The organism is Haloplanus salinarum (assembly GCF_024498175.1).
In the GTDB taxonomy this organism is placed as follows: domain Archaea; phylum Halobacteriota; class Halobacteria; order Halobacteriales; family Haloferacaceae; genus Haloplanus; species Haloplanus salinarum.
In genome coordinates this window covers 269,876-293,666 of the sequence record NZ_CP101823.1, presented here as the reverse complement: position 1 = coordinate 293,666, position 23,791 = coordinate 269,876, and the positions used below count along the sequence as shown (strand labels likewise).

Annotated in this window: 19 protein-coding genes; 5 read left to right on the top strand and 14 right to left on the bottom strand. The window is 66.6% G+C overall.

The features are described from left to right. Positions 1–18: 18 nt before the first annotated feature. The gene (gene gltB, locus NO364_RS01465) at positions 19–4,551 is read left to right on the top strand and encodes a glutamate synthase large subunit (protein WP_157689166.1); all 4,533 of its coding nucleotides are present in this window, start codon (positions 19–21) and stop codon (positions 4,549–4,551) included. A gap of 9 nt (positions 4,552–4,560) precedes the next feature. On the opposite strand, the gene NO364_RS01460 is transcribed toward gltB, so the two are convergent. The 8 genes from NO364_RS01460 to NO364_RS01425 all read right to left on the bottom strand — a co-directional run bounded on the left by NO364_RS01460 (position 4,561) and on the right by NO364_RS01425 (position 14,098). Then, positions 4,561–5,256 carry an HD domain-containing protein gene (locus NO364_RS01460; RefSeq protein ID WP_257628349.1) on the bottom strand — a complete coding sequence of 232 codons (696 nt, stop codon included), beginning with the start codon at positions 5,254–5,256 and terminating at the stop codon, positions 4,561–4,563. A gap of 75 nt (positions 5,257–5,331) precedes the next feature. After that, complete coding sequence (locus NO364_RS01455; protein WP_157689170.1) at positions 5,332–5,550, bottom strand: hypothetical protein; 219 nt, start codon at positions 5,548–5,550, stop codon at positions 5,332–5,334. Positions 5,551–5,552: 2 nt separating this feature from the next. After that, positions 5,553–7,532, bottom strand: coding sequence for a PGF-pre-PGF domain-containing protein (locus NO364_RS01450; RefSeq protein WP_257628348.1), 1,980 nt, complete (start codon positions 7,530–7,532; stop codon positions 5,553–5,555). Between the two features lie 2 nt (positions 7,533–7,534). Beyond that, positions 7,535–8,584: a hypothetical protein gene (locus NO364_RS01445; protein ID WP_257628347.1), complete on the bottom strand. Its 1,050-nt coding sequence runs from the start codon at positions 8,582–8,584 to the stop codon at positions 7,535–7,537. After that, positions 8,581–9,717 carry a signal peptidase I gene (locus NO364_RS01440; protein WP_257628346.1) on the bottom strand — a complete coding sequence of 379 codons (1,137 nt, stop codon included), beginning with the start codon at positions 9,715–9,717 and terminating at the stop codon, positions 8,581–8,583. The genes NO364_RS01445 and NO364_RS01440 overlap by 4 nt, the downstream gene beginning before the upstream one ends. 316 nt (positions 9,718–10,033) lie before the next feature. After that, entirely contained in the window at positions 10,034–10,810 is a 777-nt protein-coding gene (locus tag NO364_RS01435; RefSeq protein ID WP_257628345.1) for a hypothetical protein, read from the bottom strand. 88 nt (positions 10,811–10,898) lie between these two features. Continuing rightward, on the bottom strand, positions 10,899–12,944 hold the full coding sequence (locus tag NO364_RS01430) for a vWA domain-containing protein (protein ID WP_257628344.1): 2,046 nt from the start codon (positions 12,942–12,944) through the stop codon (positions 10,899–10,901). 95 nt (positions 12,945–13,039) lie between these two features. Further along, positions 13,040–14,098, bottom strand: a complete 1,059-nt coding sequence (locus NO364_RS01425; protein WP_257628343.1) for a CalY family protein — start codon at positions 14,096–14,098, stop codon at positions 13,040–13,042. Positions 14,099–14,482: 384 nt separating this feature from the next. Between NO364_RS01425 and NO364_RS01420 the strand changes: the two genes are divergently transcribed. Continuing rightward, positions 14,483–15,019: a DUF7344 domain-containing protein gene (locus tag NO364_RS01420; RefSeq protein WP_157689182.1), complete on the top strand. Its 537-nt coding sequence runs from the start codon at positions 14,483–14,485 to the stop codon at positions 15,017–15,019. Positions 15,020–15,204: 185 nt separating this feature from the next. Further along, complete coding sequence (locus NO364_RS01415) at positions 15,205–15,831, top strand: hypothetical protein (RefSeq protein ID WP_257628342.1); 627 nt, start codon at positions 15,205–15,207, stop codon at positions 15,829–15,831. Positions 15,832–15,841: 10 nt separating this feature from the next. On the opposite strand, the gene NO364_RS01410 is transcribed toward NO364_RS01415, so the two are convergent. The 5 genes from NO364_RS01410 to NO364_RS01390 all read right to left on the bottom strand — a co-directional run bounded on the left by NO364_RS01410 (position 15,842) and on the right by NO364_RS01390 (position 22,264). Continuing rightward, positions 15,842–16,666, bottom strand: a complete 825-nt coding sequence (locus NO364_RS01410) for a DUF8054 domain-containing protein (protein WP_474509142.1) — start codon at positions 16,664–16,666, stop codon at positions 15,842–15,844. Positions 16,667–16,745: 79 nt separating this feature from the next. Then, complete coding sequence (locus tag NO364_RS01405) at positions 16,746–18,851, bottom strand: STT3 domain-containing protein (protein WP_257628340.1); 2,106 nt, start codon at positions 18,849–18,851, stop codon at positions 16,746–16,748. A gap of 42 nt (positions 18,852–18,893) precedes the next feature. After that, positions 18,894–19,820 (bottom strand): NAD-dependent epimerase/dehydratase family protein, encoded by a 927-nt coding sequence (locus NO364_RS01400; protein ID WP_420191788.1) that lies wholly within the window; start codon positions 19,818–19,820, stop codon positions 18,894–18,896. A gap of 61 nt (positions 19,821–19,881) precedes the next feature. Then, positions 19,882–21,309: a sugar transferase gene (locus tag NO364_RS01395; protein WP_257628338.1), complete on the bottom strand. Its 1,428-nt coding sequence runs from the start codon at positions 21,307–21,309 to the stop codon at positions 19,882–19,884. Positions 21,310–21,457: 148 nt separating this feature from the next. Further along, positions 21,458–22,264: an undecaprenyl-diphosphate phosphatase gene (locus tag NO364_RS01390; RefSeq protein ID WP_257628337.1), complete on the bottom strand. Its 807-nt coding sequence runs from the start codon at positions 22,262–22,264 to the stop codon at positions 21,458–21,460. Positions 22,265–22,349: 85 nt separating this feature from the next. Between NO364_RS01390 and NO364_RS01385 the strand changes: the two genes are divergently transcribed. Next, a complete protein-coding gene (locus NO364_RS01385; RefSeq protein ID WP_257628336.1) occupies positions 22,350–22,508 on the top strand; it encodes a hypothetical protein in 159 nt (52 codons plus the stop codon). Between the two features lie 213 nt (positions 22,509–22,721). Next, positions 22,722–23,231, top strand: a complete 510-nt coding sequence (locus NO364_RS01380) for a GbsR/MarR family transcriptional regulator (RefSeq protein WP_257628335.1) — start codon at positions 22,722–22,724, stop codon at positions 23,229–23,231. Here the strand turns inward: NO364_RS01380 and NO364_RS01375 are convergent, their stop codons facing one another. After that, positions 23,232–23,783, bottom strand: a complete 552-nt coding sequence (locus tag NO364_RS01375; RefSeq protein ID WP_257628334.1) for a hypothetical protein — start codon at positions 23,781–23,783, stop codon at positions 23,232–23,234. Positions 23,784–23,791: the final 8 nt, after the last annotated feature.

The window sequence follows — 23,791 nt, the reverse complement described above, 5'->3', positions numbered from 1 at the left end:
GAACGTGGTATGTGTCGTATGACCAAGCCGCGGAGAGACGCCCACGCCGATCAGCGGGGGCTGGCGAACCCCACGGACGAGCGATCGAACTGTGGTGTAGGCGTCGTCCTCGATTTGGAGGATGGCGACTCCCACCAGACGGTCGCCGACGGCATCGACCTGCTCATCAACCTCGAACACCGCGGGACGACCGGGGCGGAGGAGGCAACCGGCGACGGCGCCGGCATCATGATCCAGCGACCGGACGAGTTCTTCGAGGCCGTCGTCGACGCCGACCTGTCCGATCCCTACGCGGTCGGGTCGGTGTTCATGCCCCAGGACGGGGCGGCCCGGCAGGGGCTGATGACCATCTTCGAGCGGACGCTCGCCGAACACGGCCTGGAGGTGTTCCACTGGCGTGACGTCCCGACCGACAATCACGAACTCGGACAGACGGCCCTCGACTCCGAGCCCTACGTCCAGCAGCCGTTCGTCCGCCCGACCGAGGGGATGGACGAAGACGCGTTCGACCGCACGCTCTACGTGGCCCGACGCGCCGTCGAGAACGCCATCGAGGAACTCGACTCGGCAGGCGCCGGCCGGTTCTACATCTGCTCGCTCGACCGCGAGACGCTGGTCTACAAGGGACTGCTCAAGGCCACACAGCTCCCGACGTACTACCCGGATCTCGTCGACGAGCGCGTCAAATCCACGCTGGTACTCGTCCACGCACGGTTCTCGACGAACACGCTCGGCGCGTGGCACCTCGCACACCCCTACCGGAACATCATCCACAACGGCGAGTTCAACACCATCCGGGGGAACATCAACTGGATGCGCGCCCGGGAGACGGACCTCGAACACCCGGACTTCGGCGAGGACCTCGAGACGCTGAAGCCGATCATCAACGATCCCAACCAGAGCGACACCGCCTCCGTCGACAACGCCCTCGAACTGCTCGTGCAGGGCGGGCGCGACCTGCCCCACGCGCTCCGGATGCTCATCCCCGAGGCGTTCCGCAAGGACGAGGAGATGAGCCAGGAGCGCAAGGACTTCTACGACTACCACGCGAGCCTCGTCGAGCCGTGGGACGGTCCGGCGCTGGTCGTCGGCACCGACGGTGACCGGATCGCCGCCGCCCTCGACCGCAACGGGCTCCGCCCCTGCCGATACGACGTGACCGAGGACGGGCGCCTCATCATGGCCAGCGAGGCCGGCGCGCTCGACATCGACCCCGCCGACATCGAGGAACGACACCGGCTCCAACCCGGGCAACTGCTCGTCGCCGACCCCGAGGAGGGGCGCGTCATCCCCGACGACGAGGTGTTCGACGACCTGACCGACGAGAAGTACGGCGAGTGGGTCGAGCGCGAACAGCGCCACCTCGCGCCGGAAGCGAACGACGACTTCGAGCCCCGCGACCGCGTCGAGTCGCTTCGCGCCCATCAGTCGGCCTTCGGTTACACGCACGACCAGTTGGACCACCTCATCGAGCCGATGGCCGAGGACGGCAAGGACCCCGTCGGCTCGATGGGCGACGACACGCCGCTGTCCGTGCTCTCGGATTTCAACCGGCCGCTGTTCACCTACTTCAAACAGCTGTTCGCGCAGGTGTCGAACCCGCCGATCGACTACATCCGCGAGGAGCTCGTGACGAGCCTGGAGTCCCGGCTGGGACCCCAGCGAAACCTGCTCGACGAGACGCCGGAACACGCCCGACAGCTGGTGGTCGACTCGCCGGTGCTGACCGACGCCCAGACCGCCGCGATCACGGACCTCGACGGGGAGTTCGACTCGGCCGTCGTCGACATGACCTACGAGGAGGGCAGCGACCTGCGGACGGCGGTCGAACGCCTGCGTCGTGACGCCCGCGAGGCCATCGAGGACGGCGCAGACATCGTCGTCCTCTCGGATCGCAACACCGGGACGGACCGCGTTCCGATCCCGAGTCTGCTCGCGACCGGCGGGGTCCACCACGCGCTGGTCCGGAACGGGCTCCGTAACCACGCCGGCCTCGTCGTCGAATCCGGCGATCCGCGGGAGGTCCACCACCTCGCGACGCTGGTCGGCTACGGCGCCGACGCCGTCAACCCCTACCTCGCCTACCAGAGCATCTCGGACATCGTCGCCGGACCGGACGGCGCCGACGAATCCGAGGCCATCGCCCACTACAAGAAGGCCCTCGAGGACGGCCTCCTGAAGACGATGGCGAAGATGGGCATCTCGACGGTCGAGAGCTACCAGGGCGCCCAGATCTTCGAGGCCGTCGGCCTCTCCTCCGATTTCGTCCGCGAGTACTTCGAGGGGACGGAGATCCGCACCGAGGGGATCGGCATCGAAGAGATCGAGGAAGACCTGGAGACGCGTCACGCTGTCGCCTTCGAGGACGACCCGGACCTCGAACGCCAGGGCGAGTACGAACACCGCTCGAACGGGATCCATCACCAGTGGAACCCGAAGACCGTGGGAACCCTCCAGCAGGCGGTCCGCTCGGGGAGCTACGAGAAGTACCAGGAGTTCGCCGAGCTGATCAACGACCAGCAGGAGAACCTCCAGACCCTGCGCGGACTCCTCGAGTTCGACAGCGACCGCGACCCGGTCCCGCTCGACGAGGTACAGCCGGTCCACGAGATCGTCGAGCGGTTCTCGACGGCCGCCATGTCGCTCGGCTCGCTCTCGCCGGAGGCCCACGAGACCAACTCCATCGCCATGAACCGCATCGGCGGGAAGTCGAACACGGGCGAGGGTGGCGAGCCGCCCGAGCGGTTCGACACCGAGAAGGAGTGCAACATCAAGCAGGTCGCCTCCGGCCGCTTCGGCGTCACCTCGAACTACCTCTCGTCGGCCGATGAGCTCCAGATCAAGATGGCACAGGGGTCCAAGCCCGGCGAGGGCGGTCACCTCCCCGGCAAGAAGGTCAACGAGATGATCGCGCACGTGCGCTACTCCACGCCGGGGGTCGGGCTCATCTCGCCGCCGCCGCTACACGACATCTACTCCATCGAGGACCTCAAACAGCTGATCCACGACCTGAAGACGGCCAACCCCGAGGCCGACATCAACGTGAAACTCGTCGCCGAGGCGGGCATCGGTACCATCGCGGCCGGCGTCGCCAAGGCCAACGCCGACGTGGTCCACATCTCGGGCCACTCCGGCGGCACCGGCGCCTCGCCGAAGACGTCGATCAAGAACGCCGGTCTCCCCTGGGAGCTCGGCGTCGCCGAGGCCAACCAGATGCTCCGCGCGACGGGACTGCGCGACCGGATCCGCGTCTCGACCGACGGCGGCCTGATGACGGGCCGCGACGTCGCCGTCGCGGCGCTGCTCGGCGCCGAGGAGTACGTCTTCGGGACGGCCAGCCTCATCACGTCGGGCTGTGTGATGGCGCGGATCTGTCACACCAACAACTGCCCGACCGGCGTCGCCACGCAGGACGAGGACCTCCGGGAGCGGTTCTCCGGACAGCCGGATCACGTCATCAACTACATGGTCTTCCTCGCGGAGGAGCTGCGGGAGATCATGGCCGACCTCGGGTTCCGGACGGTCGAGGAGATGATCGGCCGGCCGGGGCTCCTCGAACAGGTCGAGAGCGACCACCCCAAGGCCAAGCATCTCGACCTCTCGGCCATCATCGCCGAACCCGAGGGCGGCGAGCGCCGGAAGACCCGCGAGCAGAAACACGCGGACGTCGAGACCCACCTCGACCGCGACCTGATCGGGGCGGCGACCGACGCCATCGAGGAGGGGGAGCCACTCCACCTGCGACGGGACATCTCGAACGGGGACCGCGCGGTGGGTGCCATGCTATCGAACCGCATCTCGCGACGCTACGGCGAGAGCGGTCTCCCCGAGGACACCATCTCCTGTACGTTCGATGGCATCGCCGGGCAGAGCTTCGGCGCCTTCCTCGCGAACGGCGTGACGATGGAACTCGTCGGCGCCGCCAACGACTACGTCGGCAAGGGCCTCTCGGGTGGCAAGGTGATCGTCCGGACGCCCGAGACGGCCACCTACGAACCCGAGGAGAACATCCTCGTCGGCAACGTCGCCCTCTACGGCGCCACGCAGGGCGAACTCTACGTCAACGGACTGGCCGGCGAGCGCTTCGCCGTCCGCAACAGCGGCGTGAAGGCCGTCGTCGAGGGCGTGGGCGACCACGGCTGTGAGTACATGACCGGCGGCGTCGTCGCCGTCCTCGGCGACACCGGGCGGAACTTTGCCGCCGGGATGTCCGGCGGCGTCGCCTACGTCTACGACCCCGAGAGCGACTTCGAGGAGCGCGCCAACACGGGCATGGTGACCATCCACCACGACCTGGAGGACGCCGACGAGGCGATGCTGCGCCGGCTCGTCGAGAACCACGCGGAGTACACCGACAGCGACCGTGCGACCGCGCTGCTCGACGACTGGGGCGTGGAGGTACGGAACTTCACGAAGGTGATGCCGGACGCCTACGCGGAGGTCATCGCCGAGGAGAGCCGCGAGGACGTGCGCAACGAACTCCCAGAACCGGCGGCGGCGGCCGGAAGCGGCGAGATCGGTGCGGGAACGGCCCAGACCGGCGACGACTGATCCGGTCGGTTACGATTCGTCGTCGTCGCTTCGCCCTTCGAGTCCGGGAATCTCCTCGCTGAGCCACTCGCGGAACCACTTCACCCGCTTGAGCCGCTGGTGGGCGATTCCCTCCGCGGCGTCGCTCTCGACGCGCCGTGCGGCGTCGCGGCCGCGTTCGAGGACGCGGTCGATCATCTCGCCGGCGTCCATATGCGTGCGCGACTCGTAACCCATGCGGAGAAGCATCAATACGGTGCCGTTGGCGCCGACTTTGTCGAGGATATCGCCCTCGATGAGACACCGCGTCTCCAGGGAGACGTCCGAAAGTGGGCCCTGATAGGAGTGTTCGCGGATCGACTGTGTCACCTGATCGACGAACGACTGGGGGTAGTCGCCGTGCGTGGCGAGATACTCGCGGGCGACGCGAGCCCCCTCGTCGGCGTGGCGCTCCTGTTCGGCTTCGAGTTTCGCGATGTCGTGAAAGAGCGCGGCGACGCGAACGACGTCGATATCGGCACCCTCGCGGTCGGCGATCTCCGTCGCCAGGTCCACCACGTTCAGCGTGTGGTTGAAGCGATACTCGGCGCTGTGCCACGGATACCACCGCATCCGCCCGCCGTCGCGCTCGTTCTCGACGCTCGCCACGAGGTAGTCCGAGACGAACTGCTTCATCTCCGCGAACTCCTCGTCGGAGACGGCCGACTCCTTGATCTCAACCCCCACGGTCCCACCTCCGTTGCGTTCGTGTGTATCTCATTGTCGAAAAAAAGACTGTTCGACTATTAGGCGTTACGACAGTCAGATCACTCCGATCGAAACCAGGACGACGAGCGCGTAGAGATAGACGAGCGAGACGAGCACGTTTCGCTTCGGCGCCCGCGGCCGCATCCCGGGGACCCTGACGATCCAGAACCCGAGCGCGGCGGCGGGCATCGTCCACAGCGGTCGGGAAGAGCCACGGAGGGCGCCGACGAACCGATTGACGACCCGAGACAGTTCGCGACCACCGGACGCCATCGTTATCCGGATCCATCCTCCGAGGAACTACCGTCCGATCCGGACGAGCCACCATCCGAGCCGCCGGACGAATCGCCGCCGCCACTTGACGAGCCACCATCCGAGCCGCCGGACGACGAGTCACTGCCGCCGGACGAATCGCCGCCGTCACTGGACGAGCCACCATCCGAGCCGCCGGACGACGAGTCACTGCCGCCGGACGACGAGTCACTGCCGCCGGACGAATCGCCGCCGTCACTGGACGAGCCACCGCTCGACGAATCGCCGCTCGAGTCGCCGTCCGACGAATCACCGCTCGAGGTGTCGTCTCCACCGCTCGTCGAGTCACCGCCGTCGCTGGACGAATCCCCGCTCGTCGAGTCGCCGGAAGTGTCACCGCTGGAGTCGCCGCCGTCGTCGGTATCCGAACTCGAATCGTCACTCGACGACCCGTCGCCACCGGTGTCGGACTCGTCGCTCGACGATCCGTCGTCACTGTCGGAGTCGTCCGTCGAGTCACCGTCCTTGCTGTCGGACTCGTCGTCGCTGTCGGAGTCGTCCGTCGAGTCACCGTCCTCGCTATCGGAGTCGTCGTCGCTGTCGGAGTCGTCGTCGCTGTCGGACTCGTCCGTCGAGTCATCGTCTTCACTCTCGGAGTCCTCGCTGTCGGAGTCCTCGCTGTCGGAGTCGTCCGTCGAGTCACCGTCCTCACTATCGGAGTCGTCGTCGCTGTCGGAGTCCTCGCTGTCGGAATCCTCGCTGTCGGAGTCGTCGTCGCTGTCGGAGTCCTCGCTGTCGGAATCCTCGCTGTCGGAGTCGTCGTCGCTGTCGGAGTCCTCGCTGTCGGGGTCCTCGCTGTCGGACTCGTCCTCGCTGTCGGAGTCCTCGCTGTCGGAGTCCTCGCTGTCGGAGTCCTCGCTGTCGGAGTCCTCGCTGTCGGACTCGTCCGTCGAGTCATCGTCTTCACTCTCGGAGTCCTCGCTGTCGGAGCCGTCCTCACTATCGGAGTCGTCGTCGCTGTCGGAGTCGTCGTCGCTGTCGGAGTCGTCGTCGCTGTCGGACTCGTCCTCGCTGTCGGAGTCCTCGCTGTCTGAGTCCTCACTCTCGGAGTCCTCGCTGTCGGAGTCCTCGCTGTCGGAGTCCTCGTCCGTCGAATCACCGTCGTCGGTCTCCGACTCATCACTCGCCGACTCGTCGTTGTCGTCCGCCGAGCCATCGTCGCTCGGCGTACCGGCGTCGGTGTCGCTGTCGTCGGAACCACTCGGGGCACCGGAGCTGCCAGCTGCCCCGGTTTCGGACGTGTTGTCCGTCGGTGCGGACCCGTTCTCGGAGCCCGTCGTTGACGAGTTCTGCACGGGGTCGTTCGATCCCGTTTCGTTCGCCGTCCCGTCGGTCGGCGTCGCGTTCGCCGTCGTCCCGTTGACCGGCTCGTCGGCCGTCGTGGAGTTGACCGTGGTGTTCGTCGTCCCGTTGATCGTCGTCTCGTTGATCGTCGTCCCGTTCTGGACGGTGGTGGCCGGTCCGGTCGGGACGGCCACCGCGAACGGACTGAACTTGTCGGTCAACGCCGAGAAGGACAGGAGTCCGAGATCGGTCGACGAGACCGTCGTGTTGAGTTTCCACCAACCGCCGTCGTGTTTGTGCATCAGGGCGGCGTCGTCGGGCGATTGGTTCGTTCCCTCGAACAGCGACGGGCTGAGCCAGAACGTGATGCGCGCACAGGTCTCCCGCTCGGCCACCTCCTCGGAGCCGAGGACCTCGACGTTCGTTATGTCCACTTTCGAGGGATCGTCGGATCTGATAGTCGGTGAACACTGGACGGGGGTGACCTCGACCATCCCGTGTTGGACGTTGGGTTGGATCGTCACGTTCGCCGAGACGTTCTCGTCGTCGGACAACACCGTGTACGTCCCCGCGCCGGTCGCGGAGGCGACGACCACGAACATGGCGACGAGTGCGACCACGGCTGTCCAGTCGAATCCGGGTTGGTCGAGCGATGACATGGTCAACGATCACCTCCGAACGGACCGGGCAGCAACGACTGTCGGGAGGCGTCGGACGACGCCTCCCGGCAGTCCTCCCACCCGCCCGGCGTGCGGTCCGGGAACTCGTACTTGCAGCCGCCCAGCCCGTTGCAGAAGCTACTGCTGTCCCAGTCGCCGTCCTCGCCGGTGTCGACGTTCGTGTATTCGTTGCCGCCGGTCTGTTCGAAGGTCGCCACGGCGTCGTCGGTCCCGACCTCAACCGCCTCCTGTCCCGTGTGTTCGAAGACGTCGATGTACGTCCCGTACTTGACACCGATCCGCTCGACGTCGTCGGGGACGGTGTAGTCGTCCGTCTCGAGCAACAGGGTCCGTTCGTCGTCGCTCCGCTCGGGGGTGAACTCGCGGTCGAAGTCCGGATCGCCACAGAACGACACCCAACTGATCGCCGGCAGCCCGGCGGTCTCCGCGCCGCAGGTCCGATCGCAGCCCCACGGCGGTTCGACCGTCGACGGATCCATCACGTGACGTCGCTGGGTAGCGTAGAAGTCGAACCCGAACGTGGCGGAGTACTCGTCGGTGACCCCCTCCTCGGTCGTCCACTCCACGAGGAGCGCGGCGTCGCTACTCGGATCGAACTCGCCGAGAAGGACGCCGTCGACGAATCGATCCCGCGCCTCGCGGAGCGACAGGTAGCCGTCCGCGGTTCCGTCGAACCCGTCGAGCCACTCGATGGAGCCGTCGCGGTCGACCCCGAAGCGGACGGACAGTTCCTCCTCGACCGCGGTACACTCCTTGCATTTCGTCCCGAACCAGACGTACGAGGGGTTGCCGGAGAGGGCGATATCGATCCGTTGCGAGCCTTCGTTGCTCGACACCTCGAACGAGGAGTCGCTCCCATCACCGCTGGACCAGGACGTCGTCAGATCGAGCGTGCCCGCGGTTAACGTCGCTTCGAAGCGGTTGGAGTCCTTGAACACCGCGGCCGTGCCACCCCCAGTCGACGCCGCAGCTCCGACGGTCGCTGCCGCCCAGAGGAGTTGCCGGCGCGAGAGGAAGCGATCGTCGGTCACGAACCGCCACCTCCAGTCGTCGACTCGTCGGTCGACACCCGGTCGTCCTCGGTACCGGCCGCCTCCACCGTCACCCCGCCGTCCGTCTCGGGGGAGGTGCGGTGCAGGTACAGCGCGTCGTCCCGAGCCACGTAGTACGTGTCCTCGTCCTCGTCGTAGATGACCCAGTTGTCGCGGTCGAGCGCCATCTGGACAAGCGACTCGATCGAATCCAGCGGAACCGTCGTCCGTTCGCCGATCCGTGCCGGGAGTTCTCCGTGGCGGACGATGCCGTCGGTCGATCGGGCCACCGTCGGCTTCGAGTCACTTCCCGCGCCGCGACTAGCCAGATAGATCACCAGACAGAACAGGAGCGCGATCACGGTTCCGGTCGCAGCGGTGATCGCCCACGCCTCCCGGATCGTGTACGCAACGTAGGCGCTGTACGGGGCGTACAGCACCAACAGGAGCAAGATCAGTTGGAGGCTCGAACGGGTGAGTGTGAACCCGCCGCTCTCCTCGTCGGTGTCACCGGTCGCGCCCGTTCCGACGTCGGCGCCAGCGGCCGTCGAGGACGCCGACGTGACCGACGGCTCGTCGGTCGCCGTCGTCGCGGCCGGCGTGTCCGGCTCACGGACCGACTTCGCCAGCTCCCAGAGTTCCGAGAGGACGAACAACACCATCGGGGTGAGCACGAGCGCGAGGAACCCGACCTGGGTGTTCGCGAACTGGACCACGTGACCGAGAAGCGGGATCACGAAGATCACCTCGCCGACCACGCGGCTGTGTGCAACGGTCCCCCTATCGGGGTCCTCGTTGGCGTCACCCTTGGTAACGTAGGCGGTGCCCTCCTCCGTCTGCTGGATCTCGATCACGCGGTGGGTCGTCGGCGTGTCGGAGCCCTCCCGCTGGAAGGTGATGACGTCCCCCGTTTCGATCTCCGACGGCGGAACTTCGCGGACGATGACCGCGTCACCGGGACTCATCTTCGGCTCCATGCTGCCGGACAGGACGACCAGCCCGTGGTCGGCGCCGACCACGCCCGGCACCGCGTACACGATAAAGGGCACCACGATGGCGACGATGATCAGCACGCCGAGGACGTTCATCGCCAGCCGGAGCGTGTTCCGATCGCTCAGCGAACGCACGTTCATCGCCGCCACCTCGCGCTCGGAACCGGAGTGTGTCGATGCGTGGCGATCATCGAAGGCACCTCCCGAAGTGACTCGATCCCCCGTCGGTCTCCCCCGTCGTGTCCATCACTACTATCCTCCCCTGTAACGGTCTTAGTTATCCGCTCGTTTGACACGACACGGGCGCGGGTAAGCCGTCCCTGAACGGAACGTAACGAAGGAGTGACCCAGCGATGGCTCGTTCCGGAGTCAGAGGCACCGAATCGACCGGCACAGCCGGTTTCGTTCACCCGCACGGACCCCGCTAATTGGTCATTAACTCCACGGATCAGCATGGTTAGCCCCCCGGGCACGGCCTCGGATCGAAGCCGAGTTGGAAGACCGCCGAATCCCCCTGGATGATGTTGCCGACGGTCTCGGGAATGTGCCACTCGAAGGAGACGTACACCGTGGCGCCTGGCGAGAGACACGTCTCGCCGTCGACGGAGAGCTGGTATCCCCCCGTGTTCGCCTGCGGGTCGCCGTCCAGTTGCGAGGTGTCGACTTCCGCGAGCGTCCCCGAAGCGACGGGGTCGTCCCCGATGACCGGCAGCGTACTCAACTCACCGTCTCCTCCGAGAAGGCCGTCGTCGATCCAGACGCTGATCTCGGTGTAGTCATCGAGTTCGCCGTCGTTCGGCGAGGTGTCCCCGGCCTCACGCTCGGGGTCGTTGATGCCGTTCTCCGCCGTCTCGGTGAGTCGGTAGACCAGGTACAGCTCCGCGTCCTGGGTCTCCGTGTCCCGTTCGAGTAGCTCCGCCCGCATCGTCACCGCCCCGCTGTCGCCCGGCATCACCGCCTCGTCGACGATCAACCCCACGCCACCCGTCTCGGCCACGTCGTCCGTGGTGTCCTCCCGGACCTGGCCGTTCACCACCTCGCGCCACGAGAGCGCGATCCGCGGCGGCGCGTCCGTGAACTCGTGTTCCCGGGCGTACGTTCCGTTGACCGTCCGCTGATTCAGCTCCACCGGGTCGCCGAGGATAGCACCGGCTCTGTCGGCGCCGAGATAGAGGGCGCCAACGCCCCCGACCGCGGCGAGGAGTCGCCGCCGACTGACTGAATCGAGTGGCATCGAGGCCCGCCGGCGGAGTCGAACCGCCGGGGAGTCACCGCGTGACTCCCGCGACCGGCGCGGGGTGGGATGGGGAGCGGGCGGTGGTTCAGGCGTCGGTTTCCGCGGGCGTGACCTCCTCGTTGTTCATGCCGCTGCCGTCGTTGTGGCGGCACTGCTCGGTGTAGAAGCCGATGTCGAAGGAGGCGGCGTCGCTCTGTATCTCGTTGCCGTGATCGATCGGCACCCACCACGAGAAGCCGAAGCAGTGGGTCGCGGAGGCGTCGAAACACTGCCGGCCTTCGGTGGTCCGGTCGCCGTCGAGCGGGATGCCGTTCCCGTCGGAGAGGCGATCGATGGCGTCCGCGAGCGTCTCTCCCCGGAAGATGTACTCCTCGCCGCCGGCGCCGCCCGCAGCGACGTCGCGAGCGATCTGACGGGCAGTATCCCTAATATCGGCGCTGAAATTGGTGTCGTAGAACTGGCTCGGCGTCGATGCGATACGCATCTGGAGATAGGAGTCGAGTGCATCGCCGAGGCCCACATCTTCGTTCGCGATGCCGGCCACGAGTATCTCCATCCCGTCGTCGTCGTTTGTGGTGTCGCCGTTGATTGCGGTGAAGCCGTAGTCCGATCCCTCGCTGGCGATCTGCCACGTCTCGTAGCGTTCTTGGTCAGACGACGTGGACTCCTCGCCACCATCGGGGAAGTCGTCCGAACCCTCGAACGGGTCGTTGCCAAGACCGGGCGTTCCGCCGTCGCCATCGTCGTTCTCCGGATGGATTCCTTCGACGAACTTCTCGGAGTATATCGACGTACCGTTGTAATCAACGCCGTACTGGACGCCTTCCTCGCCCGCGTTTGGTAGACCGGTTTCGATGATCCCGTAGCTGTAGTTCGGGGCACCGTCAGTGACGAGGAGAATCTTCTTGTCGACGTCGGATTCGCGGACGCCATCGAGCGAGGGATCATTGAGGATCCCCCGAGCGATATCGAGGGCGCCGGCCATTGGCGTGTTACCCGCCGTCTCGTCGGGGAGAAAGTCACCTGCGATCCCGTTTCCGTCGCCGTCGAGGAACTGATCGACAGGTCCGACGGTCGCCTCAAGAGACACGGGGGTATCGATGTCCTCACCGCCAGCGAACGACATCAGGCCGATCCGGACGATTTCCTCGCCTGCTCGTGAGCCGCTCGGTAACGTACCGTTCGGCAGCTCTTCGACGAACGCGTTCGCCCCCTGTGTCAGTAGTTCGAGCTGGTTGTCCGGATCTTCGTCACTGATCGACGCCGAAGTGTCCGCGATTGCGATTACATCGACCGGCTCCGGGTCCTCCTGTGGGACGTTATCACAGTTATTGTCGTACCAGAGTGCCGTCTGCACTGTGTCCACGAGTTCGACGCCCTCTCCTTCCTCCGGATCGTCGGCTTCGGGCTCAGTCGTTCCGGTCTCGTCCGCCGTGAGACCACCCGGAGCGTTCATCCAGAGGTAGCCGTCGTTGTCACAGAGGTGCGTACTGAACGTGACCTCGCCGAAGTCACCCGGCTTCACGTCCTGTAAGTTGATCAGCGGATCGCCGGGGCTGGTCGTCTGTCCGTCGATGGTGGCGTTCGTCCGCGAATCGGAGCTGAGTCCACCGTCGTCGTCGCCGACGTCCGCCAGGATATCGCAGGCTGTCGGCGAGAGATCGTTCTCGTCGTTGCCGGGGAAGCCCTCGTCGCTGGCGTTGTTGTCCACCAAGTCACCGTAACTGGCGATGCCGTCGTCGTCGTCGTCGGGGAACGCCTCGATGGCGGTGTTGTCCTGGAACTGCGGCACGTCGCCGTTCGCAACCCAGAGGGAATGGAGCCCTTCGGTCTCGTCCTCCACACCGGCGGGATATCGCGTGTAGTCGCCCGAGTTCTCCGGTTCCTCCATCCGGATGTCGAGGGACCCGTCGTCCGGATTGTCGTTCTCGTCCGCGGACCAGTCGGAGTAGTGCTCCTCCCAGTCCATCTTCAGGTCCAGCTCGCCGGCCACGAGCCGGTTGTTCTCGAACGTTTCCTGGTCGCTGAAGTACGCACTCGTGCCGAGTCCGGCCCCTGCCGAGGCGACGCCGATCGTGCCGAGCGCGGCCAGCGCCTTCCGCCGTGAGATGTCGAATTCGCCGTCCGTCATGGTGTCACTCCCCATCCGGGGATGCCCACCGGCGGAGTCGAACCGCCGTCGGCGCGGGGAAACGCCGTCTCCGAGTGGGTCTGGATCGCGTGCGACTACGAGGGAGCCGGGGTCGACGTCTCCTGGTCGTCGTCGACCTCGTCCTCGAGCCCTTCGTTGTTCATGCCGCTGCCGTCGTTGTGGCGGCACTGTTCGGTGTAGAGGCCGAGTCGGAACGAAGCTTGATCGCTCTGGATCTGGTTGCCGTGGTCGATCGGAACCCACCACGCGAAGACGAACGAGTGCTTCTCGTCGCCCGCGAAGCAGTTTCGGGCGTCGGCCGCAGCACCGCCTTCCTCCGGGGAGGTGTTTCCAGCGAGGGGAACTCCAGCCCGGTTGCCATCGTCGTCGAGATCCATCAAGAGGTCGCGCAAGGATTGAACGGCCAGCGGCTCTTCCTCACCGTCCTGATAGTTGTCCCCATCGTCGACCCAGACAGCCGTTTGGACGACGTCGAGGAGTTCGACGTCTTCCGGGTCGGTCGAATCTGCGTCGCCATCCTCCTGCGGATCGTCGGCTTCGGGTTCGGTGAGACCGTTCTCCGCGGCGGATTCGAGTTGGCCGTTTAGCCACACGAAGCCGGGGTTGTCACAGATTCTGAAGTCGAACGTAACCTCACCGAAGTCGCCCGGCTTCACGTCCTCGAGATTGATCACCGGAGCCTCTGCGTCGTCAGCCTGCTCACCATCGTCAAGCGGACAGTCGTCCAGTCCGTCGTCGTTGAACGACTGGTACTCGGTATTGTCGAGGAACTCTTCGGCATCATCTTCGTCTCCGACGGCGATTAGCCACGCGTCGTCCGCGGGAAGCCCGACCTCGTCGCCCGTAAGATCGCCCGAACCACCGGTCGTATTTATCGGCCCATCCCACATCCGGAGACTGTCGACGTTTTCGTCTTCCGGGGTCCCCTCCTCGTTTGCCATCCAGTCAGAGTAATGCGCCGAGTAACCAACACCCACGTCGAGCGTGCCGGCCACGAGCTGGTTGTTCTCGAACGTCTCCTGATCGGAGAAGTACGCGCTGGTCCCGAGCCCCGCACCGGCCGAGGCGACGCCGATCGTCCCCAAGGCCGCGAGGGCCTTCCGCCGTGAGATGTCGAATCGTTCGTCCGTCATTTTTTGTTCCCCCCGTGAGGGGATGCCCACCGACGGAGTCGAACCGTCGTCGTGAACCGGTGTGGGTGACTCACATGGATCACATACCACCCACTATCATAGCTAATCGCCAATTCGCTCACATAACGTCGGACTAACGCGAGTAAAGCCACGGTTACTGAGGCCGAACGTCCGGCGCGGGGCCACGGGAGCGCCCGTGCCCCCCTGATGGGGGCGTTAATCAGTTGTTAACGTTCTAGAGGCCCTGAAACCCCAGAATTTTCCCAGTGGTAAGGACACCTAACCGGGAATTAACGTCGTTCACAGACTCAGCCTTCGATCGATTAAGATACTGATAATTATGCCCCCCTGTCGTGTTGGTGCATGTGAACCCGGGCGCCACCCATGAACATCGGACTACTCAAGACGGACGACGTACTTCCCGAAACGGACATCCACGACATCCTTCGGAATGACCGACGGCGAAACGTCATCAAGTGTCTCCAGGATCGGGGACGCGAGGTGTCGCTCCGGGATCTGGCAGTCCACATCGCCGAGATCGAGACCGACGAATCACCACCACCGAGTAACATCCGCGACAGCGTCTACGTCTCGCTCCACCAGACCCATCTGCCGAAACTGGACGACGCGGGCATCGTCGACTACGACAGCGACCGGAAGACGATCATCCTTCGGAAACCGGCCCGACAGGTGGACCTGTATATGGAAGTAGTCACACGCTACGGCGTCACCTGGGCGACGTACTATCGTGCCGTCGGCACGCTCTCCTTGCTCACGATCGTACTCGCGTCGACCGACACGCCCCTCGTGTCCGCCGTCGATCCGCTCCTCTGGGCGTCGTTTTTCCTCCTCGCCATCGCCGCCTCGACGCTCTACCAGTTCTGGTCCCGCCGCTGGCTCTATCTCCAACAACTCCTGTGAGATTTATAACGTTTTTCCGGGTTTAAATATCGAACGTGATAGCGAAAAGCTGAATAGATCGTATGTCAATGGGGCTCATAGAGCCGAAAAGCGAGCGAATCAACCGGAGATGGTTACCCGCGATATCACAGGTGAGAATTTCGTGGGTAAACTTATCGCCGAGTCCATCAGAGTCGGAGACGTAAATGAAAGAAACTCCCCCCACCCAAGCACAACTGCCGTCACTTCCCGAAGACGTCGAACGGTCGGCGTCCTACATGGCCGAACAGCTCTGTAACGGATTCATTCATCACGACCAGCGCCGGCGTGAAGCGTCGATCAAAGCGTTCGGCGCCGTCGACGCCCTCCAGTTTCCGGATTTGGACGAGACCGAGGCGGTTCGGGCGGCCCTCGGCTACGTGGACGCCCTCTGGGTCAAAGACGAAATCGAGGAATCCTGCCGCGTCAACGGTAGCCTGGATCCCGAACGCCTCGAAGCGGCCGACTGGTCCCCGATGGAGGACGCCTTCGAACGCCGGGCGGAGGTCGCCGACATCGATCCGCGGTACGCCGAACTGACGACGACTGCCTGGATAAACCACAAGACCGGCGAGGACTACTGGTCGCCGATGATGCAGGCCCAGATGCTCGAACTCCGTGCGGCCCTCGGGAACCCAGCCTATCCCGAGAAGCCCCGCCACGGACAGGCCGGGTTCGGCCCCGAACCGACGCGCTACGCCCTCGGGGTCGAACTCCACGACATGCGCCGGTGGGACGAGGCCCGCGACGCGATGACGCCGTACTTCCAGTACATCCTCGACGAGCAGGAGTAGGGATATCCGCTCAGTCCGCGGCCATCGCCTCGGGCGAGAACTGCGCCTCGAAGACCCGCGCTTCACAGTCCTCACAGGTGGCCGCGATCACGTCGATGGAGCGACAGCAGGACTCCACCGTATCCTCGCCGAGCGTCACCGGACCGTCACAGGACGGGCAGCGCTCCAGCCACAGTCGCAGGGAGCCGAGCACCTCCGTCCGTGCGTCGAACCCGAGACGGTGCCAGCCCGCATGGCGGTCGCGGAGTTCGCCCTCCGCCGCCAGGTCGGCGAGGTAGGCCGCCCGCGACTCCCACTGGCCCACGCGCGTGTCGTCGATATAGGCCTCGTAGGCGTCGCCGTAGGACTCGACCCGCACCCGTTCGGCGTCGATGTCCAGGCCCTCGAACAGGGCGGCGATCCCCTCGTCCTCGTCGCCGCGTTCGCGGAGTCGGTGGATGCGCTCGTTCCAAGCCGTCCGGAACGCCTCCGTGAGACAGAGGTCGGTCCCGTCCCGACACTCCTCGACGGCGTCGACTTCGATGAGGAACGACTCGATGTCCGCCTCGTCGGCGATCGCCAGCGGGTCGGGGTCGTGCTTGTCGAACAGTTTCAACACGGCGTCGGGGAGGTATCGTTTCGTCAGCGTCGGCGTCCCCGGAACCAGATAGCCCCGGAGATAGATCGCAGCGACTGAGCCCGCGAACACGGCGACTGCCAGCGGCGGGGAGACCATCGCCACGAGACCACCGAGCAGGGCCGCGATAGCGAGGTTGACCACCGTGCACGGAACACAGCGGTTCTCACCGGTGTACTCTGGCTGTCGGAGGTGGTGTACTCGGTCACTGAAGGACATGAGTCGGTCGTACTCACACCACGCTCGCTCATAGATAATCGCCCGTTAACGGCCGTATGGCCGTCGTTTCTCGGCGGTGTCAGCGCTCGACGGTGGCGCGTTCCCCCGAGCTGACCATGCGCTCCGTGATTTCGACGCTCTCCTCGCCGCCGCCGATCCGGTACGTGCCCGGATAGGCGACCGTCGCCTCGAAGGTCCCGTCCGTTACCGGTGCCCGGCGGACGTACTCGAAGTCGGCACCCGGAATCGACACCTCGGTGGCGAGACGGACGTCGTCCTCGCCGGTCGGTGCCGGCCCGCGGACGGTCGCGCCGGGGACGGGCCGGAACACCTTCCGCGCCCCATCGTCGGTGGCGAAGACGGCTCGGAAGTGGCCGACACCGCTGATACTGCGGATCTCGGCGCTCCCGAACCGGTCGTGGAGCGTCGACTGAACCGTCGACGAGGCGATCAGCCCGAGGTGGGGCAAGTCGCGGGTGACGACGAATCCGACACGCCCGTCGAACTCCGCGTACCAGTCGGCCTCGGTGTTCGCGTTCGAGAACAGGAAGTCCTCGTAGTGGCGTCGCGCGTAGCCGTACGACGCCGCCTCCCCGTTCACGAAGTAGTTGTAGACGCGGTTTCGCCCCCACTTGCTGAGGACGTAGCTCTCCGGATACGCGACGTCGTGGTCGTCGACGTAACCGGCAATCCACCGGGCCGCCTCGTAGGTCGCGTCGTCGATGACGAGGCGTCGGTCGATCAGCGCGGAGTAGAGCCCGCCGGCTCCGACGGCGACGCCCGCGAGGCCGCCGAGCAGTGCCACGCGCGTCCGGTCCGGGACGGCGAGGTCGGCGCCGTCACCGCCGTCGGCGGCGACGGCCGGGGAGACGGTGTCACCCTCGGTTCGCCGGGGCGCGGGTGCCCGCACGAGGTCGAACCACGACGCGAGCATCACGAACCCGACGCCGCCGAGGATGGCCGCGAAGGGCGCGAGTTCGCCGGCGAACCGCCGCTGGAGCGCCGCCAACACGCCGAAGTGAACGGTGTAGACGCCGACGACGAACCAGCTGGGTTCGAGCCGTCGCCACCCCCACGTGACCGCGAGGGGAAGCATCGGCGCGGCGAGCACGGACGCGAACCCGAGGAGGACGAGGACGCCGACCGCCCCGTAGTTGGCACCGACGCCCGTGAGTTCGGCCGCCTGCGTCGAGGAGAAGAAGGCGACACCGGACTGCAGTTCGGTCACGAGCGGCCGAGTCGACCGGACGGCGACGGCGGCGGCGACACCGAGACCCGCCTCGGCGGCCAGGAGCCACGTCCACGAGCCGTCGAGTCGGCGGACGGCGACGACGAGCGCCACCAGACCCACGCTCCCCAGCGCCAGCAGGTCGAGCGCGTAGACGACGGCCGCGTACTGCCAGCCGAGCAGGACGTGAACCAAGTGGGCGAGCGCCGCGCCCCCGACGAGGCCGGCGGCGACCGGCACCAGCCGCTCGGGACCCGGCCGTCGGATCTCCACCAGCGCCGCGAGTGCGAGCCCCGGAACGAGCGGGAACAGGAGGAGCGGTGCGGCCTCCCAGGAGAGCGACTGTCCCGCCACCGCGACGGCGAGGGCGGCCGCGGCGAGCCACGTGCGGCGGTCACGCTCCCCCCGCGTGAGCAGTTCGATCACGGCCAGCGCGGTCAACGCGAGCCACACGAAATCGAAGGCGTGGTGGTCGGCGACGCCGAGCGCGGTCCGGTAGGCGTGCGCCGGCGTGACGGCCAGGAGCCCGGCGGAGGCGAGGCCGACGCGGACGTCGTCGGTGAGTCGCGTGGCGGCGCCGTAGACGAAGGCCGCCGTGGCGACGGCAGCGACGACGGGGTACCACGCGACGACGAACCCCGAGCCCCACGTTCCCGCGCCGAAGGGCCACGTCGCCACCGCGAGCGTCGCGACGAGGAGCGGTTCCCCCTGGACCGCCCGGTCCGGAAGCGACGGGAGCGGGCCGTCGAGCAACGCTTGATCCGCCAGGTACCGGTAGGCGTAGGGATCGTTCGAGACGAGGACGACCCAGTCGTCGCGGAAGACCGCCTGGATCGTGGGCAGGCGGACGAGGACGACGAGCAGGAGGGCGAGAACGAGGGCGGTTCGAACGCGAATCCGACGGCCGTCTCCGGATACTGTACCGCCTTCGTCCGTCCCCTCGGAGTGATCAGTCATCGGAAACCACCCGTGTTCCGACCGTCCGAGGCTGTGTCGTCCTCATGTCGTCGTTCCCACGAGCGTTTCTAGGCCGTCGCGGAGCGTGATTCGTGGACGGTACCCGAGTCGGTCACGCGCACGGCCGATGTCCGCCTCGCTCTCGTCGATGTCGCCGGGGCGGGGCGACGTGTGGACGACGTCCGACGCCGAGTCGGTCACGTCGACGATCAGATTCGCCAGCCGATCGATCGTCACGCTCCCCCCGGTGCCGACGTTGTACGCCTCCCCGACGTGGTCCGTGACGGCGGCACGGAGGTTCGCCTGCACGACGTCTGAGACGTGGACGAAATCCCGGGTCTGGGTCCCGTCGCCGTGGACGGGCAGATCCTCGTCCCTGCGCGCACGCGAGAGGAAGGCGTCGATGACGCCGCTGTAGTCGGTCGCGATTCCCCCCGGCCCGTAGACGTTGAAATAGCGGAGCGCGACGGTCTCCAGATCGTAGAGTGACGCGTACAGCCGCACGTACCGGTCCGCGGAGAGCTTCTCCGCGCCGTACGGCGACGACGGGGACTTCCGCTGTGATTCGGCGACCGGCACCCTCGACGGTTCGCCGTAGACGGCGGCGCTGGACGCGAACACGACGCGGGCGTCCGCGTCCCGCACCGCTTCGAGGACGTTGAGGGTGCCGTCGACGTTCACCCGGTGGGTCTCGACCGGAGCCTCGACGGAACGCTCGACGCTGATGTTGGCCGCCTGGTGGAACACGACGTCCACGTCCGCACAGACGCGTTCCACCGTCGTCGCATCACGAACGTCGCCCTCGACGAACTCGGCGGCGTCGGGGACCGCGTCGCGCGACCCGCGCGAGAGGTCGTCGAGGACGCACACGTCATTGTCGTCGACGAGCGCGTCGGCGAGGTGGCTTCCGATGAACCCCGCGCCGCCAGTCACGAGTACGGAACGATCGGTGGGACCGAGAGCAGTCATGGGGTGTGCGTGTACGGCGGTTCGGCAGGTCGTGCGTTAACTCTTCCGTCAGTTGACATCGTCATCGGAGGAACCCGACAGCGTCTTCGGCGACCATCCAGAGTTGACGCAGGAGGATGCGCAGATCGAACCAGAACGACTGATTCCGGATGTAGGCCACGTCGTACCGGAGCTTCTCCGAGGGTTCCGTGCTCGCCACGTCGTTGATCTGGGCGAGCCCCGTCAGACCGGGGCGGACGAACCAGCGCTGTTGCCACGTGTGAACGCTCTGCTGGATGTCGTCGTCGAGTTCCGGCCGCTCTGGCCGTGGGCCGACGACGCTCATGTCGCCGACGAGGATGGACCAGAGCTGGGGAACCTCGTCGAGGTGGGTCTCCCGGAGGAGACGCCCGACACGCGTCACGCGCGGATCCACCTCGCCGTCGTCTTCGGCGCTGAGGACGGCACCGGTGTCGGATTCGGCGTCCGGGATCATGCTCCGGAACTTGTAGACGGTGAACGTGTCGCCGAACTCGGCCGTCCGCTCCTGACTGTAGAGGACCGGGCCGGGGCTGTCGAGTTTGATCGCAGCGGCGATGAGGAGCAGGAGGGGCGCGAGGGCGAGCAACGCGACCGTCGCGAAGCAGATGTCGAACGCACGCTTGAGCAGGCGCTCCTGGAGGTCCCAGGGTTCGAGGTCGATAGCCACGAACTCGTCGCGTTCGACACCGGTCGTCAACACGGCGTCGGCGTGTTGGTCGTGAACCATCGCCGGGACGCCGACCGCGAAACACGTATCGAGCGCGCCGAAGAACTCCCCGCGGTCGGGGTGGGAGAACGCGAGCAGCGCGGCGTCGGCGTCGTGGCGGATCAGCACCTCGTCGAGTCGGGAGAGCCCGCCGAGACACTTCGAATCCGGCGTCAACCCGCCGTCGGTCGCCGACGCCGTCCCCCCGTCGGTGACGGGGGCGGAGCGACGCGGGTTCGCGAGCATCGACGGAGCGACGTAGCCGACGACCGGAACGTCCGTCTCGCGGACCACCTCGTCGATGGATTCCGGATCGTCGCCGACGACGACCGTCCGTTCGGGGTCGACCCGTGGACTCCGGCGGACCGCGACGAACCACGCCGGCAGGACGACGCCCAGGCCGATCGTCGTGAGGACGAGCGTCGTCCGCGGGAGGCGGTAGGTGTAATCGAAGTAGCCGACCGCGGCGAGGGCGACGGCGGCGAGGGCCACCCGCTTCTCGACGAGCAGGATCGTATCGAGCACGCGTCGCGGGCGCGGCTTGAACAGCGGGACGAGGGCACCGAGCACGACGAACAGCGTCGTCGCGATGGCGAGCGAGAGGTCGCCGTTGGAGAGTGTCGTCGACGGCAAGCGGTCGAACACCGGAACCACCACCGCCAGTCGCTGCGCGATCGGGTGGTTCGCGGCGGCGACACTCCCCGCCGCGAGCGCCGTGGCCCCAACCCCACTGACGAGCCGGTATCGCCACCCGGAGAGCATTACCAGTGGCGTGGACGCACATCTATTTGGTTAGTTACTTGTTAATACATCACACCCGAGGGGACGGCCGATCCATCGGAGAAGGTAATCCGGTCCTACCGAGCTACAGGGTGTGCGTTCCGAACCGCCAACGGCGCTTAATCGACGGTTAAACGGCCAGACCGCCGAGGATGGCCAACCCGCCGAGCCCGACACAGAGTATCCAGACGGGCACGTGGCGGACCACCCGCATCAACAGGTCGATGGTGGCGTAGCCGACGACGGCGGCGACGGCGAGTGCGACGAGCCCCGCCGTGGGAGAGACGGCCACGCCGCCCGTGCGGACGACGCCGACGCCGCCGCCGATGAGGGCGGCGGGGATGCTGAGGAGGAAGGACAGCCGGAAGGCGGCCGCGCCCTCGTGTCCCCGGAGGAGGAGCGCGCTCGTGGTCGTCCCCGACCGGGAGACGCCGGGGAGGATGGCGAGTCCCTGCAGGCCGCCGACGAGGACGGCGTCGACGGCGTCGGGGGTGGACCGGGTCGCCAGGGCGTAGGCACCGGCGAACCGCTGGAGTAACCCGGTCGCGACGAGCAACGCGCCGACGAGGGCGACGAAGGCGCCGCCGGTGAGTTCGGAGACGACGGCGTCGAGGACGGCGAGGGCGACGAGGCCGACGGCGGACGCGGCGGCGGTGGCGAGGACGACGAACGAGAGCGTCGCCGTCTCGCCGTCGAACGCGTCGCCGACTCGGACGTCGGACCACGACGCCAGCGCCGTCCGCACCTCCTCCCGGTAGTACACCGTCGCCGAGACGGCCGTCCCGAGGTGGAGAAAGAGGGCGTAGGAGACGGCGACGTCCGGACGTTCGCCCAGTGCGGTCAACGCGATGGCGACGTTCCCTTCGCTGGAGATGGGGAGCCACTCGAACACCCCCTGAAGGATGCCCACGACGACGGCCACCAGATGTGGATCCATACGGGGGACAAACTGTCAGCCCATATAGAACGTCGGAATCCGGAACGCCACGAACGGTGACGAGCGCACCGCGGTGTCACACGCGGTGGCTGCGCCCGAGGTGGCCGGCAGCGAGGAGGAGGCCGACGACCGGAGCGACGGGGTGGAGGAGGGCGAGCGCCGAGACGACGGCAAGGACCACGGGAAGGGAACCGCTCGTGGCGTGGTCGACGAGACGATCACAGCGGGGACGCGTGCGGGGTGACGTGTGGTGCATCTGCGGGGAGCGAGTGGGCCGAAGCGTGTGTCGCACGGACCACGGGGGAGGGGGTCCGGCGTCGGTGCGGGGGAGTGAGCCGTCTATTCTGTTTGTTCGGCTCATTCCGAACGAACAGACCGAACAGTTTAATACTTACGGTTCGTCACGTACGGCCGTGAACGAACGGTGGACCGACACCCCAGCCGGCGGGGGGCGACGATGAGCGGGGACGGGTCGGCGGCCGCTCGGGAGGAAGTCATCGAGTCGATGGAGCGGTCGGCCGAGGTGTACGGACTGAGTCGGAGCGCGGGACGGGTGTACGGCGTCCTCTATTTCGCGGCCGAACCGCTTTCGATCCCGGAGCTGGTCGAGGAGACGGGGTACGCGAAGTCGACGATCAGCAACGTGACCCGGCGACTCACGCGGATCGGGCTGATCCGCCGACGCTCCTCGGGCGGCGGGGGACGGCGCGTCCGGTTCGAACCCGAGACGGATCTGTGGTTCGTCGTCCGGGACGTCCTCCAGCAACACGTCGCCCGGGAGATGGGGTCGACGCGACGGACGCTCGACCGGTCCCTGTCCCGCGTCGACGACGGCGACACGGCGACACGCGCACACATCGAGGACCTGGCGACCACCTACGACGAGTTCGAGACGCTTCTCGAACTCGCGATGGACCACTCGGTCGAGGAGCTGATCGACGCCATCGAGGCCTACGAGCGCGACTGACTACCAGGACACGGTGAAGACACAGGCGTCGTCGCCGTCGCGGCGACACCGGTCGCCCCGTTCCTCGACGAAGACGAACGACTCGACGGGAGCGTGGTTCCGGGCGACGGCACGGATCAGTCCCCGGTCGAACGGGCAGGGGTAGGGGTTCCGACAGGTCACCTCGGCCTCCCGGTCGCCGACCGCCTCGAACCGATAGGATCCGATGTCGCCGCCGCGGTGATTCCGTCGGTAGGCGTCGTCGATGGCGCGGAGTCCCTCGGGGACCGAACCGGGGTCGTCCGGCCACTCGGCCACGTCGGGGATCTGTTCGCCGACGCGGTCGAGGATGTGCGGTTCCAGCTCAGACGCGATGACCTCGAACGTGTCCAACCAGGCTTGCTGTGGGTACCACTCGTCCGGCGACGGATCGTCGATGCCGTGTTCCGCGAGGGCGTCGCGTGCCGCCTCCCGATAGGACTCGGCGAACCGGGCGAGCGCGTCGTCGACGACGCTGAGGATCGTCCGTCCGTGGACTTCCACGTTCTCGTCGAAGGCCTCGTAGGGAGCCATCCCCTGAG

Coding starts and splice junctions, on each gene's coding strand:
- NO364_RS01425 (WP_257628343.1), bottom strand. CDS start 14,098: ATGACGGACGAACGATTCGACATCTCACGGCGGAAGGCCCTCGCGGCC.
- NO364_RS01420 (WP_157689182.1), top strand. CDS start 14,483: ATGAACATCGGACTACTCAAGACGGACGACGTACTTCCCGAAACGGAC.
- NO364_RS01430 (WP_257628344.1), bottom strand. CDS start 12,944: ATGACGGACGGCGAATTCGACATCTCACGGCGGAAGGCGCTGGCCGCG.
- NO364_RS01440 (WP_257628346.1), bottom strand. CDS start 9,717: ATGAACGTGCGTTCGCTGAGCGATCGGAACACGCTCCGGCTGGCGATG.
- NO364_RS01375 (WP_257628334.1), bottom strand. CDS start 23,783: ATGGCTCCCTACGAGGCCTTCGACGAGAACGTGGAAGTCCACGGACGG.
- NO364_RS01395 (WP_257628338.1), bottom strand. CDS start 21,309: ATGCTCTCCGGGTGGCGATACCGGCTCGTCAGTGGGGTTGGGGCCACG.
- NO364_RS01380 (WP_257628335.1), top strand. CDS start 22,722: ATGAGCGGGGACGGGTCGGCGGCCGCTCGGGAGGAAGTCATCGAGTCG.
- NO364_RS01390 (WP_257628337.1), bottom strand. CDS start 22,264: ATGGATCCACATCTGGTGGCCGTCGTCGTGGGCATCCTTCAGGGGGTG.
- gltB (WP_157689166.1), top strand. CDS start 19: ATGACCAAGCCGCGGAGAGACGCCCACGCCGATCAGCGGGGGCTGGCG.
- NO364_RS01435 (WP_257628345.1), bottom strand. CDS start 10,810: ATGCCACTCGATTCAGTCAGTCGGCGGCGACTCCTCGCCGCGGTCGGG.
- NO364_RS01450 (WP_257628348.1), bottom strand. CDS start 7,532: ATGTCATCGCTCGACCAACCCGGATTCGACTGGACAGCCGTGGTCGCA.
- NO364_RS01415 (WP_257628342.1), top strand. CDS start 15,205: ATGAAAGAAACTCCCCCCACCCAAGCACAACTGCCGTCACTTCCCGAA.
- NO364_RS01455 (WP_157689170.1), bottom strand. CDS start 5,550: ATGGCGTCCGGTGGTCGCGAACTGTCTCGGGTCGTCAATCGGTTCGTC.
- NO364_RS01405 (WP_257628340.1), bottom strand. CDS start 18,851: ATGACTGATCACTCCGAGGGGACGGACGAAGGCGGTACAGTATCCGGA.
- NO364_RS01400 (WP_420191788.1), bottom strand. CDS start 19,820: ATGACTGCTCTCGGTCCCACCGATCGTTCCGTACTCGTGACTGGCGGC.
- NO364_RS01410 (WP_474509142.1), bottom strand. CDS start 16,666: ATGTCCTTCAGTGACCGAGTACACCACCTCCGACAGCCAGAGTACACC.